The sequence below is a fragment of the Streptomyces sp. BPTC-684 genome (assembly GCF_030028635.1).
GTDB classification, from domain to species: domain Bacteria; phylum Actinomycetota; class Actinomycetes; order Streptomycetales; family Streptomycetaceae; genus Streptomyces; species Streptomyces noboritoensis.
In genome coordinates this window covers 351,575-367,881 of record NZ_CP124863.1, presented here as the reverse complement: position 1 = coordinate 367,881, position 16,307 = coordinate 351,575, and the positions used below count along the sequence as shown (strand labels likewise).

Annotated in this window: 12 protein-coding genes; 6 read left to right on the top strand and 6 right to left on the bottom strand. The window is 75.0% G+C overall.

Annotation, left to right across the window (positions count from 1 at the left end; translation table 11 throughout):
• Window positions 1-33 precede the first annotated feature (33 nt).
• On the bottom strand, window positions 34-1,089 hold the full coding sequence (locus QIY60_RS01655; protein ID WP_283140753.1) for a biotin/lipoate A/B protein ligase family protein: 1,056 nt from the start codon (window positions 1,087-1,089) through the stop codon (window positions 34-36).
• Window positions 1,090-1,284: 195 nt separating this feature from the next.
• Between QIY60_RS01655 and QIY60_RS01650 the strand changes: the two genes are divergently transcribed.
• The 6 genes from QIY60_RS01650 (at window position 1,285) to QIY60_RS01625 (ending at window position 8,552) form a co-directional block, all read left to right on the top strand.
• Entirely contained in the window at window positions 1,285-3,048 is a 1,764-nt protein-coding gene (locus QIY60_RS01650; RefSeq protein WP_283145787.1) for a gamma-glutamyltransferase, read from the top strand.
• An 88-nt stretch (window positions 3,049-3,136) separates the two neighbouring features.
• Window positions 3,137-3,973 (top strand): inositol monophosphatase family protein, encoded by an 837-nt coding sequence (locus tag QIY60_RS01645; RefSeq protein ID WP_283140752.1) that lies wholly within the window; start codon window positions 3,137-3,139, stop codon window positions 3,971-3,973.
• A 151-nt stretch (window positions 3,974-4,124) separates the two neighbouring features.
• Window positions 4,125-5,549, top strand: coding sequence for an NAD(P)/FAD-dependent oxidoreductase (locus QIY60_RS01640; protein ID WP_283140751.1), 1,425 nt, complete (start codon window positions 4,125-4,127; stop codon window positions 5,547-5,549).
• Window positions 5,546-6,088, top strand: coding sequence for an O-acetyl-ADP-ribose deacetylase (locus QIY60_RS01635; protein ID WP_283140750.1), 543 nt, complete (start codon window positions 5,546-5,548; stop codon window positions 6,086-6,088). Before QIY60_RS01640 ends, QIY60_RS01635 begins: the two co-directional genes overlap by 4 nt.
• Window positions 6,089-6,534: 446 nt before the next feature.
• Window positions 6,535-8,043, top strand: coding sequence for an AlkA N-terminal domain-containing protein (locus tag QIY60_RS01630; RefSeq protein WP_283140749.1), 1,509 nt, complete (start codon window positions 6,535-6,537; stop codon window positions 8,041-8,043).
• Between the two features lie 11 nt (window positions 8,044-8,054).
• Complete coding sequence (locus QIY60_RS01625; protein ID WP_283140748.1) at window positions 8,055-8,552, top strand: methylated-DNA--[protein]-cysteine S-methyltransferase; 498 nt, start codon at window positions 8,055-8,057, stop codon at window positions 8,550-8,552.
• A 19-nt stretch (window positions 8,553-8,571) separates the two neighbouring features.
• Here the strand turns inward: QIY60_RS01625 and QIY60_RS01620 are convergent, their stop codons facing one another.
• The 5 genes from QIY60_RS01620 to QIY60_RS01600 all read right to left on the bottom strand — a co-directional run bounded on the left by QIY60_RS01620 (window position 8,572) and on the right by QIY60_RS01600 (window position 16,140).
• Window positions 8,572-11,952 carry an SAV_2336 N-terminal domain-related protein gene (locus QIY60_RS01620; RefSeq protein ID WP_283140747.1) on the bottom strand — a complete coding sequence of 1,127 codons (3,381 nt, stop codon included), beginning with the start codon at window positions 11,950-11,952 and terminating at the stop codon, window positions 8,572-8,574.
• A 2-nt stretch (window positions 11,953-11,954) separates the two neighbouring features.
• Window positions 11,955-12,911, bottom strand: a complete 957-nt coding sequence (locus QIY60_RS01615) for a MoxR family ATPase (protein WP_283140746.1) — start codon at window positions 12,909-12,911, stop codon at window positions 11,955-11,957.
• Entirely contained in the window at window positions 12,908-15,151 is a 2,244-nt protein-coding gene (locus QIY60_RS01610; protein ID WP_283140745.1) for a trypsin-like peptidase domain-containing protein, read from the bottom strand. Before QIY60_RS01610 ends, QIY60_RS01615 begins: the two co-directional genes overlap by 4 nt.
• A 3-nt stretch (window positions 15,152-15,154) precedes the next feature.
• A complete protein-coding gene (locus QIY60_RS01605) occupies window positions 15,155-15,574 on the bottom strand; it encodes a CU044_2847 family protein (RefSeq protein ID WP_283140744.1) in 420 nt (139 codons plus the stop codon).
• 74 nt (window positions 15,575-15,648) lie between these two features.
• Complete coding sequence (locus QIY60_RS01600) at window positions 15,649-16,140, bottom strand: NUDIX hydrolase (protein ID WP_283140743.1); 492 nt, start codon at window positions 16,138-16,140, stop codon at window positions 15,649-15,651.
• Window positions 16,141-16,307: the final 167 nt, after the last annotated feature.

Sequence of the window (16,307 nt, the reverse complement as noted above, 5' to 3'; positions counted from 1 at the left end):
CGCAGACGAAAACCGGGCCTCCCAGCGAAGCGGTCAGGGCACTCGCGCAGTCCACTCCGAACTGGAGAACTTCGTCTCCGCCAGCTTCCGCGCGCGGGACATCTCCTCGTCCGTGACCTTGCCCTCGGCCAACCCGTACCGCCCCCGGAACGAGGCGATCATCCGCTCGATGACCGCCTCACGGGGCAGACCCGTCTGGCGGCGGAGCGGGTCGACGCGCTTCTTCGCGCTCTTGGTGCCCTTGTCCGAGAGCTTCTCGCGGCCGATGCGCAGGACTTCCAGCATCTTGTCCGCGTCGATGTCGTACGCCATCGTCACGTGGTGCAGCACCGCGCCCTCGTCCGCGACCACCCGCTTCTGCGCGGCGCCCGCGATCTTGCCCGCGTCCGTGGCGATGTCGTTCAGCGGCTGGTACCAGGCCTTCACCCCCATGTCGCCGAGCGCGCCCAGGACCCAGTCGTCCAGGTAGGCGTAGCTGTCCGCGAAGGACAGGCCCTGGACCAGGGCGTCGGGGACCGAGAGCGAGTACGTGATGGTGTTGCCCGGCTCGATGAACATCGCGCCGCCGCCCGACACCCGCCGCACCACCGTGATCCCGTGGCGCTCGGCGCCCTCCGGGTCGACCTCGTTGCGCAGCGACTGGAAGCTGCCGATCACCACCGCCGGGGCGCCCCACTCCCACACCCGCAGCGTCGGCGGGCGGTGCCCGGCCGCGACCTCGGCGGTGATCACCTCGTCCAGCGCCATGTGCAGGGCGGGGGACTGGGGGCCGTCGTGGATCAGCTGCCAGTCGTAGTCCGTCCAGTCCGTCGCGTGCGCGAGCGCGCGGCGCACCGCGATGCCGATGCCTTCCGACGTCAGTCCGTACATCGTCGTGCCCGGCGGCAGCGCCGCGTCGATACGGGCCGCGAGCCCGGCGGCGTCCGTGTCGGCCGGGGCGCCCTCCAGCGCGCTGTTGATCGCCAGGATCGCCTCGTCCGGTTCGAGGAAGAAGTCGCCCGCCACCCGCACACCGCTCAGGACGCCGTCCTCGACGTCCAGATCCACCACCACGAGCTTGCCGCCGGGGACCTTGTACTCACCGTGCACCGCTGCTCCTCCATCCGTTCCGAGCAGAATCAACCGTAGACGGGGGGTCTGACATTCCACGGCGGGCGTCGCTAGCCTGCCGGGATGGCCGATCACATAGCCCATGCCGTGTTCGCCGGAGAAGCCGTGAACGCCGCGGATCCGTACGCCGCGCCCCCGTTCACCACCCGGCCCACCCTCCAGGGCACCTTCGGGATGGTCTCGTCGACCCACTGGCTCGCCTCGCAGTGCGCGATGGCCGTGCTGGAGGACGGCGGGAACGCCTTCGACGCCGCCGTCGCCGCGGGCTTCGTCCTCCACGTCGTCGAGCCGCACATGAACGGCCCGGCCGGCGAGGTGCCGATCCTGCTCGCCCCGGCCGGGGGCGCGGTGCGGGTGCTGTGCGGCCAGGGGCCCGCGCCCGCCGGGGCGACGGCCGCCCACTACCGCTCGCTGGGCCTGGACCTCGTGCCCGGCACCGGCCCGCTCGCGGCCGCCGTGCCCGGCGCCTTCGACGCCTGGATGCTCCTGCTGCGCGACCACGGCACCAAGCCGCTCGCCGACGTACTGAAGTACGCCATCGGATACGCCGAGGACGGGCATCCGCCCGTCGAGCAGGTCGGGGAGACCGTGGACGGGGTGCGCGCGCTCTTCGAGAGCGAGTGGCACTCCTCGGCCGAGGTGTATCTGCCGGGCGGCCGCGCCCCGCGCCCGGGGCGGCTGCTGCGCAACCCGGCCCTGGCGCGCACCTGGCGCCGCCTCCTCGCGGAGTCGGCCCCCACGCGCGCGTCCGCGGCCGGTGACGGCCGGGTGCGGCAGATCGAGGTGGCCCGGCGCGTCTGGCGCGAGGGGTTCGTCGCCGAGGCGCTGGTCGCGCAGGCACACCGCCCCGCCCTGGACACCAGCGGCGAGCGGCACACCGGCACCCTGACGGCGGCCGACCTCGCCGGGTGGTCCGCGACGTACGAGGACCCGGTGACGTACGACTGGAACGGCTGGACCGTCTGCAAGGCGGGCGGCTGGAGCCAGGGCCCGGCGTTCCTGCAGCAACTGGCGCTGCTTCCGGACGAGTTGCCGCCGTACGGCTCCGCCGAGTACGTCCACCTCCTCGTCGAGGGGTGCAAGCTCGCCATGGCCGACCGGGAGGCCTGGTACGGGGACGCGGCCGGGGTGCCGCTCGCCGAGCTGCTCTCGGACGGCTACAACGCGGCCCGCCGCGCGCTCGTCGGCGCGACGGCCTCGTACGAGCTGCGGCCCGGCAGCCCGGGCGGGCGCCCGCCCCGGATCGCCCGCGAGGCACTACGCGCGCGTGGCTCGGACGCCGACGTACGGGCGGCGGGCGCCGGGGAGCCGACCGTCGCCCCGAACGGCGCCACCCGGGGCGACACCTGCCACCTGGACGTGGTCGACCGCTGGGGGAACATGGTCGCCGCGACGCCGAGCGGCGGCTGGCTCCAGTCCAACCCGGTCGTCCCCGAGCTCGGCTTCCCGCTCGGCACCCGGCTCCAGATGGCCTGGCTGGAGGAGGGCCTGCCGAACACGCTGACCCCGGGGCGCCGCCCCCGTACGACGCTGTCGCCCGCCCTGGCGCTGCGCGACGGCGTACCGGTGCTGGCGTTCGGCACGCCCGGCGGGGACCAGCAGGACCAGTGGCAGCTGCACTTCTTCCTCGCCGTCGCCCTCGGCGCGGGCGAGCGCGGCGGCCTCGGCCTCCAGGGCGCGATCGACGCCCCGAACTGGCACAACGACTCCTTCCCGAGCTCGTTCTACCCCCGGGCGACCCGGCCCGGCAGCGTCACGGTCGAGGCGCGGACCGCCGAGGAGGTGGTGGCGGGGCTGCGGCGGCGCGGGCACCGGGTCACGGTCGGCGGGGCCTGGTCGGAGGGGCGGCTGTGCGCGGTCGCCCGCGACCCGGGGACCGGGATCCTGTCCGCCGCCGCGAATCCGCGCGGGATGCAGGGGTACGCGGTGGGCCGCTGACCCGGCCCGCCCGCCGACGTCACCTCGATGATGCCCGGAATTGGGACCACGTTCGCCGATTGTCAGTGGGGCATGTTTTGCTGGACGCATGATCGAAGGGTTGCTCGCAGAGTTTCTGGAAGACCGGTCGTCCGACGTCGAAGAGGCGGTCCGCAAGGCGGCGGCCGTCGAGATCATGCCGCGCTTCCGCCAGCTCGCCGCGCACGAGGTACTGGAGAAGAGCGGCCCGCACGACCTGGTGACGGTCGCCGACCGACGCGCCGAGGAGTTCCTCACCAAGGCCCTGACCGAGCTGCTGCCCGGCTCGGCCGTCGTGGGCGAGGAGGCCGTCGCGGCCGACCCGTCGGTGTACGACGCGCTGGGCGGCGACGCGCCGGTGTGGATCGTCGACCCGGTCGACGGGACCCGCCAGTTCGTGCGCGGCGAGGAGGGCTTCTGCACGCTGGTGGCGCTCGCGCACCGCGGCGAGGTGCTGGCGTCGTGGACGTACGGGGCGGCGCTCGACGTCATGGCGGTCGCGGTCCGCGGCCGGGGCGCGACGTTCAACGGCGCGGCGATACGGTCCGGGGCGCCCGCGCCCGGCGCGGTGATCGAGGTCGCCACCTCCCACCCGGACTACACGACGGACGATCAGAAGCGCGCGCTGCTCGGGCTGCGCACCGACGGCGTCAGCCCGCGCCCGTGCGGCTCGGCCGGGCTCGAATACCTGGCGGTCGCGCGCGGCGAGCTGGACGCGGTCGCGTTCTCCTGGGAGCTGGCCTGGGACCACGCGGCGGGCCTGCTCCTGGTGACCGAGGCGGGCGGGGCCCATACAACCGTGACGGGCGAGCCGTTCCGGATAACCGGCGGCAACGCACTGCCGTTCACGGCCGCCCGGGACGCGGCGACGGCGGAGCGGGTGCGGGGGTTGCTGGCGGGGGAGTGAGCGGGCGCGGGGGCTGCTGGGGGGTGCGGTCGAACGCCCGCCCCGGGCCGCCGCGCGGCCTCGTGGCGCAACCGCGCCCACCCCGGGCCTGATTGTCCGTGGCCCGGAATATGCTGGGTGTCTTGGCCACAAGGGCGTGAGGAGTCCGAAGGTGCCGTCGATGCTCGATGCCGTCGTCGTGGGGGCGGGGCCCAATGGACTGACCGCCGCGGTCGAACTGGCCAGGCGCGGTCTGTCCGTTGAGGTCTTCGAGGCCAAGGACACCATCGGGGGCGGCGCCAGGACCGAGGAGCTCACCCTCCCCGGCTTCCGCCACGACCCCTGCTCCGCCGTGCACCCGCTGGGCATCGGCTCCCCGGCCTTCCGCCGGATGCCGCTCGACCGGTACGGACTGGAGTGGCTGCACCCCGAACTGCCCATGGCGCACCCCTTCGACGACGGCACCGCGGCCGTGCTCGCCCGCTCGGTCGCCGAGACCGCCGCGTCGTTCGGCCCGCGCGACGCGGGCACGTACCGCAGGCTGGTGGCGCCGTACGTGGGCAAGTGGGACGTCCTGGCACGCGACTTCATGTCGCTGCCGCTGACCGCCCTGCCCCGCGACCCGATCGGCCTCGCGCGCTTCGGCATCGACGGGCTGCCGCCGTACGCGTGGACGATGCGCCGCTTCCGCGACGACCGGGCGCGCGCCCTGATGGCCGGGCTCGTCGGCCATGTCATCGCCCCGCTGAGCGGGGTGGCGACCTCCGCCGTCGGCCTGGTCTTCGCGCTCGCCGCACACGCGAACGGCTGGCCGCTGCCGCGCGGCGGCTCGCAGTCGATCTCGGACGCGCTCGCCGCGTACCTGCGCGACCTGGGCGGCTCGGTCCACACCGGCTTCGAGGTGAAGCGGCTCGACGACCTGCCGCCCGCGCGCGCGTACGTCTTCGACACCTCACCGACCGCGCTCGCCCGGATCGCGGGCCTGGGCCGCGCGTACGAGGGGTATCGGTACGGCGCGAGCGTGTTCAAGATCGATTACGCGCTGGACGGCCCGGTGCCGTGGACCGCGGCCGAGCCGCGCCGGGCCGGGACCGTGCAGATCGGCCCGTCCAGCCGCGAGATCGGCGCCGCGCTGAGCCAGGCGTCCGGGGGCACCGCCCCCGAGACCCCGTTCCTGATCACCGCCCAGCCCAGCCTGGTCGACCCCTCGCGGGCGCCGGAGGGCAAGCATGTGTTCTGGGCGTACGGACACGTGCCGAACGGGTGGGACGGCGATCTCACCGACGCGATAGAGCGCCAGATCGAGCGGTTCGCGCCGGGCTTCCGCGACCGGGTGCTCGCGCGAGCCACGGCGGGGCCGCCGCAGCTCGCGGCGCACAACGCGAACTATGTGGGCGGTGACATCGCGTGCGGCGCGGCGCGCGGGTTGCAGCTGCTGCTGCGGCCCACGCTGTCGCTGTTCCCGTACACGACCCGGCACCCGTCGGTGTTCCTCTGCTCCTCCGCGACCCCGCCGGGTCCGGGGGTGCACGGCATGTCCGGGCACAACGCGGCGAAGGCGGTCTGGCGGGCGCTGCGGAAGGCGGACCGGCGATGACGGGTGTGTCCGGCGGTTCCCGGCTTGAGATCGTGCTCGTCCGGGGCGACATCACGGACCAGTCCGTGGACGCGATCGTCAACGCGGCGAACTCCTCGCTGCTGGGCGGGGGCGGGGTCGACGGTGCGATCCACCGGCGGGGCGGGCCGGAGATCCTGGCCGAGTGCCGCCGTCTGCGCGCGTCCCACTACGGCAAGGGCCTGCCGACGGGTCGCGCCGTGGCCACGACCGCCGGTCGGCTCTCCGCGCGGTGGGTGATCCACACGGTGGGCCCGGTCTGGCGGCCCGACGAGGACCGCTCGGCCCTGCTGGCCTCCTGCTACCGGGAATCCCTGCGGGTGGCGGGGGAGTTGGGGGCTCGGACGGTGGCGTTCCCGGCGATCTCCACGGGGATTTATGGGTGGCCGTTGGATGACGGGGCGCGGATCGCTGTGCGCGCGGTGCGGGAGGCGGCGGCCGCCGCCGGTTCTGTGGAGGAGGTCCGCTTCGTCCTCTTCGACGAGACGGCGTACCGGGCGTTCGAGGGGGCGGTGGGGTAGGAGGCGGGTTCGGCTGAGGGTCGTCTGTGGCTGGTCACGCAGTTCCCCGCGCCCCTTTTTGGCCCGGGGTTCGTCTGCGGGCCGGTGGGGGCTGGTCGCGCAGTTCCCCGCGCCCCTTGCGGGGCCGTGGCTAGGGGGCTGCGATGCCCAGGAGCAGGGGTGCTCCCCCCCCGGCAACCTCCGCAGGGCCACTGCTGCCCCGCACCTTCTCAGCGCCCATGGCCGCCCCCGGAGCCTCTCGGTCGCCAGGACCCCAACCCCCTAGGGGCGCGGGGAACTGCGCGACCGGCCCACGACGGCCCGCAGACAAACACCGGGCCAAAAAGGGGCGCGGGGAACTGCGCGACCAGCCCCCACCCACCCGCAGACGAAGAACCCCGCCCCCCGAAACGTTGATGTCGGATTCCTGCCAGCGGCAACCCCCCACCGTGGCCGATGCTGGGCCCATGAACCCCGTCGCCACCGCCCCCGCGGCCCCCGCCGCCACGCACACCGACACCGAGCGCTGCGTGCGGGCCGTTCAGTCCAAGGACGCCCGTTTCGACGGGTGGTTCTTCACCGCCGTTCTCACCACCCGGATCTACTGCCGGCCCAGCTGCCCGGTCGTGCCGCCGAAGGTCGAGAACATGGCCTTCTACCCGAGCGCCGCCGCCTGCCAGCAGGCGGGGTTCCGGGCCTGCAAGCGGTGCCGGCCGGACACCACGCCCGGCTCGCCGGAGTGGAACGCCCGGGCCGACTCCGTGGCCCGCGCCATGCGGCTCATCCGGGACGGCGTCGTCGACCGCGAGGGCGTGTCGGGGCTCGCCGCGCGGCTCGGCTACAGCGCCCGCCAGATCGAGCGCCAGCTGCGCGCCGAGCTCGGCGCCGGACCCCTCGCCCTGGCCCGCGCCCAGCGCGCCCAGACCGCCCGGATCCTCATCGAGACCACCGCGCTCCCTATGGCCGACGTCGCCTTCGCGGCGGGCTTCGCCTCCGTGCGCACCTTCAACGACACCGTCCGCGAGGTCTTCGCGCTCGCCCCCACCGAGCTGCGCGCCCGCGCCGCGCGGGGCATCGCCCGCCAGGCCCCCGGCTCGATCGCCCTGCGGCTGCCCTACCGCGCCCCGCTCAACCCGGACAACCTCTTCGGGCATCTGGCCGCCACAGCGGTTCCCGGTGTGGAGGAGTGGCGCGGCGGCGCGTACCGCCGCACGCTGTCCCTCCCGTACGGGCACGGCATCGTCGAACTCACCCCCGGACCCGACCACATCGGCTGTCTGCTCTCGCTCACCGATCTGCGCGACCTCACCATCGCCATCAGCCGCTGCCGCTGGATGCTCGACCTCGACGCCGACCCGGTCGCCGTCGACGACCGGCTGCGCGCCGACCCGCTGCTCGCCCCGCTGGTCGACAAGGCCCCCGGACGCCGGGTGCCGCGTACCGTCGACGCGGCGGAGTTCGCCGTACGGGCGGTGCTCGGCCAGCAGGTCTCCACGGCCGCCGCCCGCACCCACGCGGCCCGCCTCGTGACCGCGCACGGCGAGCCGGTCGAGGACACGGCGGGCGGGCTGACCCATCTGTTCCCCACCCCCGAGGCACTGGCCGGGCTCGATCCCGAGTCCCTGGCCCTGCCGCGCAGCCGCCGTGCCACCCTCACCACGCTCGTCGCCGGACTGGCCGACGGCAGCCTCGCCCTGGGCATCGACACCGACTGGGACCGGGCGCGCGCCCAGCTCCTGGAGCTGCCGGGCTTCGGCCCCTGGACCGTCGAGGTGATCGCGATGCGGGCGCTCGGCGACCCGGACGCCTTCCTCCCCTCCGACCTCGGCGTGCGCCGCGCGGCCCGGTCGCTCGGCCTGCCCTCCTCGCCCGCCGCCCTCACCGCGAGCGCCGCCGCCTGGCGCCCGTGGCGGGCCTACGCCGTCCAGTACCTCTGGGCCACCGACGACCACCCCATCAACCACCTCCCCGCGTGAGGACGTTCGCGATGACCACCACCCACACCGTCACCGACAGCCCGTACGGCCCGCTCACCCTCGTCGCCGAGGACGGCGTGCTCAGCCGCCTCTACATGGAGGGCCAGCGCCACCGCCCGCCCCAGGAGACCTTCGGCGAACCCGACGACGGCGGACCGTTCCCCGAGGTGATCCGCCAGCTCGGCGCGTACTTCGCGGGCGAACGCACCGAGTTCGACCTGGACCTCGACCTGCGCGGCACCGACTTCCAGCGCGCGGTGTGGGACCAGCTGCGCCGCATCCCGTACGGCGAGACCCGCGCGTACGGCGAACTCGCCCAGGCCCTCGGCAACCCCGGTGCCTCCCGCGCCGTGGGGCTGGCCAACGGCAAGAACCCGGTGGGCATCATCGTCCCCTGCCACCGCGTGATCGGCTCCACGGGGAGCCTGACGGGGTACGGCGGCGGCCTCGACCGCAAGCAGCGGCTGCTGGCCTTCGAGAAGGGGGCGGCGGAGGACGCGCTGTTCTGACATCACCGCTCGACTGCCCTCAGTCCTCCACCAGCAGCGCCCCCAGGCGCAGGAACGCCTTGTACGTCTCCGGGGCCAGCCACGACAGTTCGACCGTGCTGCCGGTCGTCAGATGGCCGTCGCGGGGGACCGTGAGGACGCCCCGGCAGCGGGAGCCCAGGCCGCGGATGGCCGCCGCGCCCAGGGACCATCCGGCCTCCGGGCGGCTGTGGTTGAGGACGATCACCGTGTCGGTGACCAGGTGGCGCAGGCCCAGCGTCACGAGGCGGTCCAGGGCCCGCTCCGCCTGGGTCACTCCGGCCGGGTCGGCGCGGGAGACGATCACCACACGGTTGGCCCGCTCCAGTACCGTCTGCGGGTACTTGTCGGTGTCGGTGAGGGTGATGCCGAAGTACGGCGACGTCACGTCCAGCACCGTGCCGTATTCGCCGTCGGAGAACTGGGCCGGTGTCGGCGGGTGGGACACCGAGTCGTTGGCCAGGACCATCAGTCCGGAGCGGTGCTGGGAGAGGAAGAGGCGCAGGACCTCGAAGTTCTCGATCTCGTGGCTGGAGTGGGCCAGTTCGGTCAGGCGTGCCGCGGTGGCCCGGTAGACACGACGGGCGATCCGGATGTGGCCGCCCGCGTGCCGGTCGGCGTCGACCGCGAGGACCGGCTCCTGCCGCTGCTCGGCGAGGACGGCGCCCAGCACCGTGGTGGTCGTGGTGCACCCCGCCCGCTCCTTGACGCCGAGCACGGCGATCCGCAGCTGCTGCCGCAGCGGCGCCCGGATCGTCCGGATCCACTGCGCGCGGTCGCTCTCCTCCTCCGCGGTCCCCTCGTCGTCGGCCACCGCGTCGTCCGGCTCGTCCTCCCACTCCACCGGCACCGGCAGCAGCGTGCCGAACGCCGTCGCCATCTCGCGTGCCGTCGGCCGGGCCTCCGGCTCCTCGTCCACGGAGCGCAGCAGCAGATCGCGCACGCTCTCGTCCAGGCGGCGGAACAGGGGGTGCTGTTCCAGCGTGGCGAGCTCGTACCACCGCCAGTGCCGCCCGGTCACCGCCTCCAGCAGGATCGCCCCGACCGCGTACACATCGCCCGCCGCGATCCGGGACTCTCCCCACGACGTCACCTCGGGTGCCCGGTAGGGCGAATGGGTGGGCATGGCGACGGAGGAGGCGCTGGAGGCGCCGTCGATGCGGGCCGATGCCCAGTTGATGACGTGCAGGGTCCGCTCGGTGACCAGGACCGTGCCGGGGGTCAGCGATCCGTGCACCAGGCCCTTGCGGTGGCAGCGGGCCACCGCGCGGGCCAGGCTCCAGCCCAGCCAGGTGAACAGGGGCGAGTCGTACAGCAGCCCGGCCGCGTGGAGCACGGCGCGCAGGCTGGGCGCGGGCAGACCCGTGCTGAGCGAGTCGAGCCGCAGCGCGATCCACGGCATCGCCCCGTCCAGATCGCTGTCGACCACGGCCGGGGCGTACACCCCGTCCATCCGCCGCAGCGCCCGGCGCTCGGTGTCGAGCAGTTCGCGGGCGTTGAGCCGGTCGGAGGTGTGGGCGACCCGCAGCAGCACCTGCCGGCCGTCGACGTCCTCCCCGATGTACGCGACGGGCCTGCCGCCGGTCATCTCCCGCATCCGCAGCTCGTACGGGCCGATGGTGCGCAGGTCCATGGGCCGCAGCGGCTGCCACGACGGGGCCTCGTCGAGCCCAGACGGCAGCCGCACCTCCTCGTACTCGGTGACCGCCGGGGGCGGCGGCACCGACGTCATCGGCCGCGCCCCCAGATGCGTGAGCAGCCGGTCCTCCAGCCAGGCGAACGGCCGGGTCCCCGGCAGGAGTTCGCCCGTCCCCGACGGATGGGCGAGCCAGGCCGGGAAGTCGGGGGAGCGGCCCACCAGCGTGGCCAGGCGGTCGGTGACCGCGCGGGTGGTGCGCAGCAGGTCGATCGGGGAGGCGGTGTCGAGCAGGATCTCCTGGACGCCGTCGAGGAAGCCGAACCGGCGGTGCTGGGCGGGGAGTCCGGGGCCGGGCGGGTCGGCCTGGCGCATCAGCCCGCCGAGGAACACCTCGGCCAGGTGCGCGGTGTCCGAGCGCCACGGCACGGCCGCCTGCACCAGCCGCATCACCGGCACCGTCAGCGGCGAGATGGCCGCGAGGTGCGCGGCGAGCCGGTACGCCTGCGGGGACGCCGCGTCCCGGAACCGCAGCACCGCGTCGGCCGGGTCCGTGCCCCGGGTCGCCGCCTCGCCCCGCAGGCCCCGCACGCCCGGCGGCGCGAGCAGCGGCAGCTCCGCACTGGCCCCGGGCGAGGCCACCAGGCGCGCCCAGGTGGCGACGGCCGGGGGATACGGCTCCAGTACGGGGACGGGCACCCCGGGGAAGCGGTCGCCGAGCCCGGGCGGCAGCAGCGGGTCGGTCACTTCCCAGGTGTGGTTGGCCGCGCCGCGCCGCCGCGTCGTCACCGACCACTGCTCCGAGCGGATGCCCGAGGCGTCCCACATGTGGGAGGGCAGCGCGTGCACCACCGCCGTCGGGCCCTGCCGGGCCCAGCGCTCCAGGGCCGCGTGCATCCGCCCGTCCCGCCAGCACGCCCCCACCCCGTCGCTGATCACCAGGACCAGGGTGCGGCCCGACGGGTCGGCGGCGGACGCGGGGGAGAGCAGCGGGCCGCCGGGGTCGAAGGGGCGGACCTTGAGGCCGGGCGCGTCGGCCGAGCGGGCGTCCAGGCCGTGCACCCGGATGTCCCGGAAGGCGCCCAACCGCTCGAAGACGGACCGCAGTTCGGTGGCCAGCCTGCGCCACAGCAGCATCGAGAGGCCGTCGTCGATGAGCAGGGTGAGATCGAGCCAGCGCCGCCGTGCGGGCCGCAGCACCACGTCGGGAAGGCCGCTCTCGGCCATCGCGGTGGCGGTCGCCTCCTCGTCGAACTCCCAGAAGTGCGAGCCCGTATGGGGCTGCTTCAGCAGTCGCAGGGAGCGGCTCAGGCGCAGCTCCCCGTCGCCGAGCGCCTTCTCCTCGGGCACCCGCACCGGCAGCGCCCCGGCGCCGCGCGCCGGGCGGGGCGGCGAGGCGGCCGCACCGGTGAACTCGGGGGCGCTGCGGGCGGCGGCCGCCGCGTGCAGGGCGCCCAACAGCTGGGTGGGCAGCGGCGGTTGGGAGCTCTCGCCCTCCTTGGCGTCGCCGTCGGGTCCGTCGGGCGGCACCGCCGTGCCCTCGGGCGGCGTGCGCGCCCCCTCCCACACATCCGGGCCCGGCTGCCGCATCCGGTCCGGTGCCAGGGCGCTCGCCAGCGGGGCGGCGGCGCCGCTCGGCAGCCGGGCGGCCAGCCACAGCGTGTCCAGGAGCTCGTGCGTGGACAGCTCGTGGCCCACCAGGGCGGCGAGTTCGGCCAGGGCGTCGGAGGGCTCCGCGCGCGGCACGGCTAGACCGATCCGCCCAGCCGGTGGAGCACCGCGTCCAGCAGGCCCTCGGCGTTCAGGTTCACCCCGCCCTTGCGCAGGAACACCGCGTTGAGCAGCTGGTCCGTGGCGAGCTCGCCGGGCGCGCGGCGGTTCAGGAACGCGTGCAGCAGGTCGTCGACGCCTTCCAGGGCCCGCTCGCCCAGATGCGCGGCCACGATGTCCCGCAGCCGCTCCTCGTCCGGATCCGGCAGGTCGAGGCGGACGCAGCGCCGCAGGAACGCGGGCGGGAAGTCCCGCTCGCCGTTGCTGGTGATCACCACCACCGGGAACTCGCGGCAGCGCACCACGCCCCGCGTGACCGTGACCCGGCCGCCCTCGGGGTCATGGGTGAGCACCGGCACCTCGGACTGCGCCTCCGGCAGCCGCGACAGCTCGGGGATCTCGAACTCGCCCTCCTCGAACACCGTCAGCAGGTCGTTGGGAAGATCGACGTCGCCCTTGTCGAGCTCGTCCACCAGGAGCACCCGCGGCCGCTCGCGCGGGACGAGCGCGGTGCCCAGCGGTCCGAGCCGGACGAAGGTGCCGATGTCGGGCTCGGGCGCGCCGCGCTCCTGGCGCAGATGGGTCTCGCGCAGCCGCCCGATGGCGTCGTACCCGTACAGCGCGTCCTTGAGCACGGACCGGCTGTTGACCGGCCACTGGAGCACCGGGCCCAGCGACAGCTCGTGCGCCACGGCGTGCGCCAGCGAGGATTTTCCGGTGCCGGGGTGCCCGGTGACCAGGAGCGGGCGGCGCAGGTGCAGCGCGGCGCTCACCACGTCGGCCTCGGTGCGGCCGATCAGATACGGGCGGTGGCGCACCCGCGTCCCCGGGGCGCCGCCGTTGGCGAACTGCCGCCACGGCGGCGCCTCGGGGAAGTCCACCTGGCGGGCCGTGCGGTCGCCGCGGAAGAGCCGCCACCCGTCGTTCTCCGTCATGTCGCCTGATCCGTTCCTTCCGAGGGGCGGGCGATTCCTTCCGGTCCCCGCGAGGGGTCGGCGAGCTGCAGCTCGTCGGGGAGCGGCAGCTCGGCGTCCTCCCACACCAGCGCCGGCCGTGCGGGCACCTCGGGGTCCATGTAGGCGCGGACCCTGAAGTGCCGGACTCTCTCCGGGAGTTCGTCGACGGGGCCGTACGGACCCGCCCCGTCGAGCCGGGCGGCGTCTCCCGGCTCCCCGGCCGCACGGTCCCACAGGACGATCGGCACCCCCATCGCCAGACAGAAGTGCAGCAGCCGCGTCCGGCTGCCGGGGGGCCCGTGCACGATGACGCGGGCGGCGTCGTAGTGGGTTGTCTTGAGCAGCCGGATGAGCTCCATCTCGTCGGAGATCCGGTGGTCCGCGACGAGCGGTTCGCTCTGGTGCCGGGCGCCCCAGCGGCGCTTCAGGTCGCCCGCGCCGGTGCGCGAGCGGCGTCTGATCTGCGGGCAGCGCAGCACCAGGTGGAAGTCCTCGCCCAGCGGCGCCGGGAAGAACTCGTCGGCGCTCGCCCCGTCCCACTCGTCCACCGCCAGGTGCAGCGCGTCCGGGGCGACGGACACCGCGACCAGCGCCACGTTCTGCCCGGCGCCCTCCGCGCCCCCGGCCACCTCGCGCACCAGGCGGGCGATCTCCCGCCCGGTGCGCGGCCGTTCGGTGCCGGTGGCGGTGCGGGCGGCCGTGCCGTCGGCGCGCATCCGCCACACCGCGCACCGGTAGCGGTCGGCCGGGTCCTTGGGGTGGCGGCTGAGCTCCACCAGGACGCGGACCCCGGTGCCGGCCGACCGGTTCGACCAGCGTGCCGCGTCCGCCCGGCGCTCGCCCAGGGCCGAGGGGTGGATGCCGAGGCGGGCCGCGACCCGCCCGCTCCACTCCTGGAGCGCCTGGCAGGCGATGCCGCCGGTCTCCGCGGCCGCGTACTCCACGACCCGCAGCAGGGCGGGCAGCCGGGGCGTCTCGTCCGGCACCGGCGAGCCGTCGCCGGGCCACTCCTCCAGCTCGCGCACCGCGCCGGGCACGTCGTCGGGGTCGAGCCGCGCGGCCGTCAGCGACCGGGGCAGGTCCACATAGGGCAGCGCCGCCGTCGCCGCCCGGGGGAGCAGCCCCGGGTCCTGGCGGGTGAGGTGGTCCCACTTCACCAGCAGCGCCCGGTGCTCGGCGACGGAGAGCAGCCCGGCCGCGTCGGTGAGCCGGCCGAGCGCGAGCAGCCGGTCCAGGTGGGCGCGACCCCGCGCGTCGCTCAGGGACGGGGCGAGCGACTCGGCCAGCGTGGGCAGTGCGCGCTCGACCGTGCACAGCAGCACCGCCAGCTCCTCCACCGACGGCGCCGTCCCGTCCGCCCGGGTGCGCAGCCCGAGGGCCGCCCCGAGCGCGGTGGAGTGCGCCGCCCGTACGGTCGGATCGCCCAGCAGGGTGTGCAGCGGGCCGACCATCATGTCCCGCACCGACTCGTCGCCGCCGGCGGGTTCGCGCGCGCCGGGCGGCGCCGGGTCCGGGGCCGCCCCGACCCGTAACAGCTCCTGGCGGACCGACTGCCAGCTCAGGCCCCAGCTGCGGCGCACGGTGTGCTGGGTGTCGAACTCCCCGTCCGGTGCGGTGATCCGGCCCATCACCAGGCCCACCGCGGCGCCGTCGGCGGGCGACCACAGGGGCCCGCCGCTGTACCCGTCGTCGACGGCCGCGCCGGAGAGCTGCCCGTCGAGGTAGCCGATCCGCCCGTCGCACGAGCCGACCTGGACGTCCGCGTACGAGAAGGGCTGGCCGCCGCCGTACCAGGCCCGCACCAGCTGTCCGGCCCGCATGTCCAGCCAGCGCACCGGGCCCACCGGGGGCGGCGGTTCCTCGTCCAGCTCCAGTACGGCCAGGTCGCCGCCCCACTCCAGGGAGCCGTCCGCCACCGGCCCCTGGTGGTCGGCGGCGCGCGGTGGCACCCAGGCCACCAGGCGCGCCTGCCGGGCGCCCGAGGTGCCCGGGGACAGCGCCGGGAAGGAGACGTCGAGGGTGACCGCGCCCGGGTCGCGCGGGCTCAGCATCCGCAGGCCAAGCGCGGCGTTGACGACGTGCGCGCAGGTCAGCAGTCTGCGGCCGGCGAGATAGACGCCCGCGCCCGCGGTCCGTCCCCGGTCGGCCGAGAGCACCCGCACGAGCGCGCCGCGCGCGTCGGCGGAGGGGTCCGCGCCGGGTGCCTTGAACCAGCCCACGGGTCAGTTTCCGCCGTTGGCGCCCTCGGCGCCGCTGGTTTCGCCGGGGCGCAGTTGCCAGGTGGCCGAGACGGTCATGCTGGCCTGGCCGTTGGCGCCCACGATCCCGAGCTTGAGGTCCTGGCCGATCTGAAGGCCGAAGCCGACGTCGAGGGAGTCGGGCGGGTTCGGGATCCCTCGTACGGAGTCGTGCACCTCCTGGAGGAAGGGGCCCAGCGGTCGCAGTACGGCCGCGAGCGTGTCCGTGGCGAGCGCGGCGACCCGCTCGCCGCCGCGGCCGACGGGCGTCGCCCCGCCGATCCCGCCCGGCAGGTCGTCGTCCGCCCCCGGGGCCGTCGGTCTCGGCTCGCCGACGGGCGTGAGCCCGACTCTGACCCGGGCCCCGTCGTCGAGGATGAGTTCCATGTAGTCGTCTCGCGGCACGGGGACATTGTGGGGCCAACTGGCTTTGGTGGCAGCATGGTTGACGGAATGCGCAGACGTAGATCCAGTGGTCTTCAGCCCACTGGTCGGCCGTTCTCCAGCTCGGCCGTGCCCGTCCCTGCCGTCAGCACGTCGAGCGCGGCGAGGGTGCGGTGGCCCAGCTGGCCCGGCAGATACGCGGTGATCTCCTCGCGCGGGACCAGCCGCCAGTCGATCAGCTCCTCCTCCTGGAGGCGGATCGCCTTCAGCCGGTCCTCGGTGAGGACGCCGCCGTCGTACAGGTACGCGGCGATCGGCGGCCGGTCCGGGCCCGGCACCCAGTCGACCGCGAGCAGCCGTCCGGGGCTCACGTCCAGGCCGATCTCCTCCAGGGTTTCGCGCCGGGCCGCCTGGCGGGGGGTCTCGCCCTGGTCGGACTCGATGGTGCCGCCGGGGAGGGCCCAGCCGTCGCGGTAGTTGGGCCGGACGAGGAGGACGTGGCCTCGGTCGTCGCGGATGAGGGCGGCTGCGCCGGCGAGGATGCGGGGGAGTGCGGCGATGTACTTTGCGTAGTCGTCGGTGGTCACGCGGCCAGCGTATGTGCCCGGGGTTCGTCTGCGGGCCGTCGTGGGCTGAGCGCGCAGTTCCCCGCGCCCCTAAAAAGGCACCTCCGGCGTTCGGGGGACAGGGCCGCAGGCCCGTCCTTCAGGGGCGCGGGGAACTGCGCGAGCAACCACCCACCGGCCCGCAGACA

Excerpts from the sequence above, each read along its gene's own strand:
- QIY60_RS01650 (WP_283145787.1), top strand. The coding sequence starts at position 1,285 with ATGGTCTCGTCGACCCACTGGCTCGCCTCGCAGTGCGCGATGGCCGTG.
- QIY60_RS01625 (WP_283140748.1), top strand. The coding sequence starts at position 8,055 with ATGACCACCACCCACACCGTCACCGACAGCCCGTACGGCCCGCTCACC.
- QIY60_RS01635 (WP_283140750.1), top strand. The coding sequence starts at position 5,546 with ATGACGGGTGTGTCCGGCGGTTCCCGGCTTGAGATCGTGCTCGTCCGG.
- QIY60_RS01615 (WP_283140746.1), bottom strand. The coding sequence starts at position 12,911 with ATGACGGAGAACGACGGGTGGCGGCTCTTCCGCGGCGACCGCACGGCC.
- QIY60_RS01645 (WP_283140752.1), top strand. The coding sequence starts at position 3,137 with ATGATCGAAGGGTTGCTCGCAGAGTTTCTGGAAGACCGGTCGTCCGAC.
- QIY60_RS01630 (WP_283140749.1), top strand. The coding sequence starts at position 6,535 with ATGAACCCCGTCGCCACCGCCCCCGCGGCCCCCGCCGCCACGCACACC.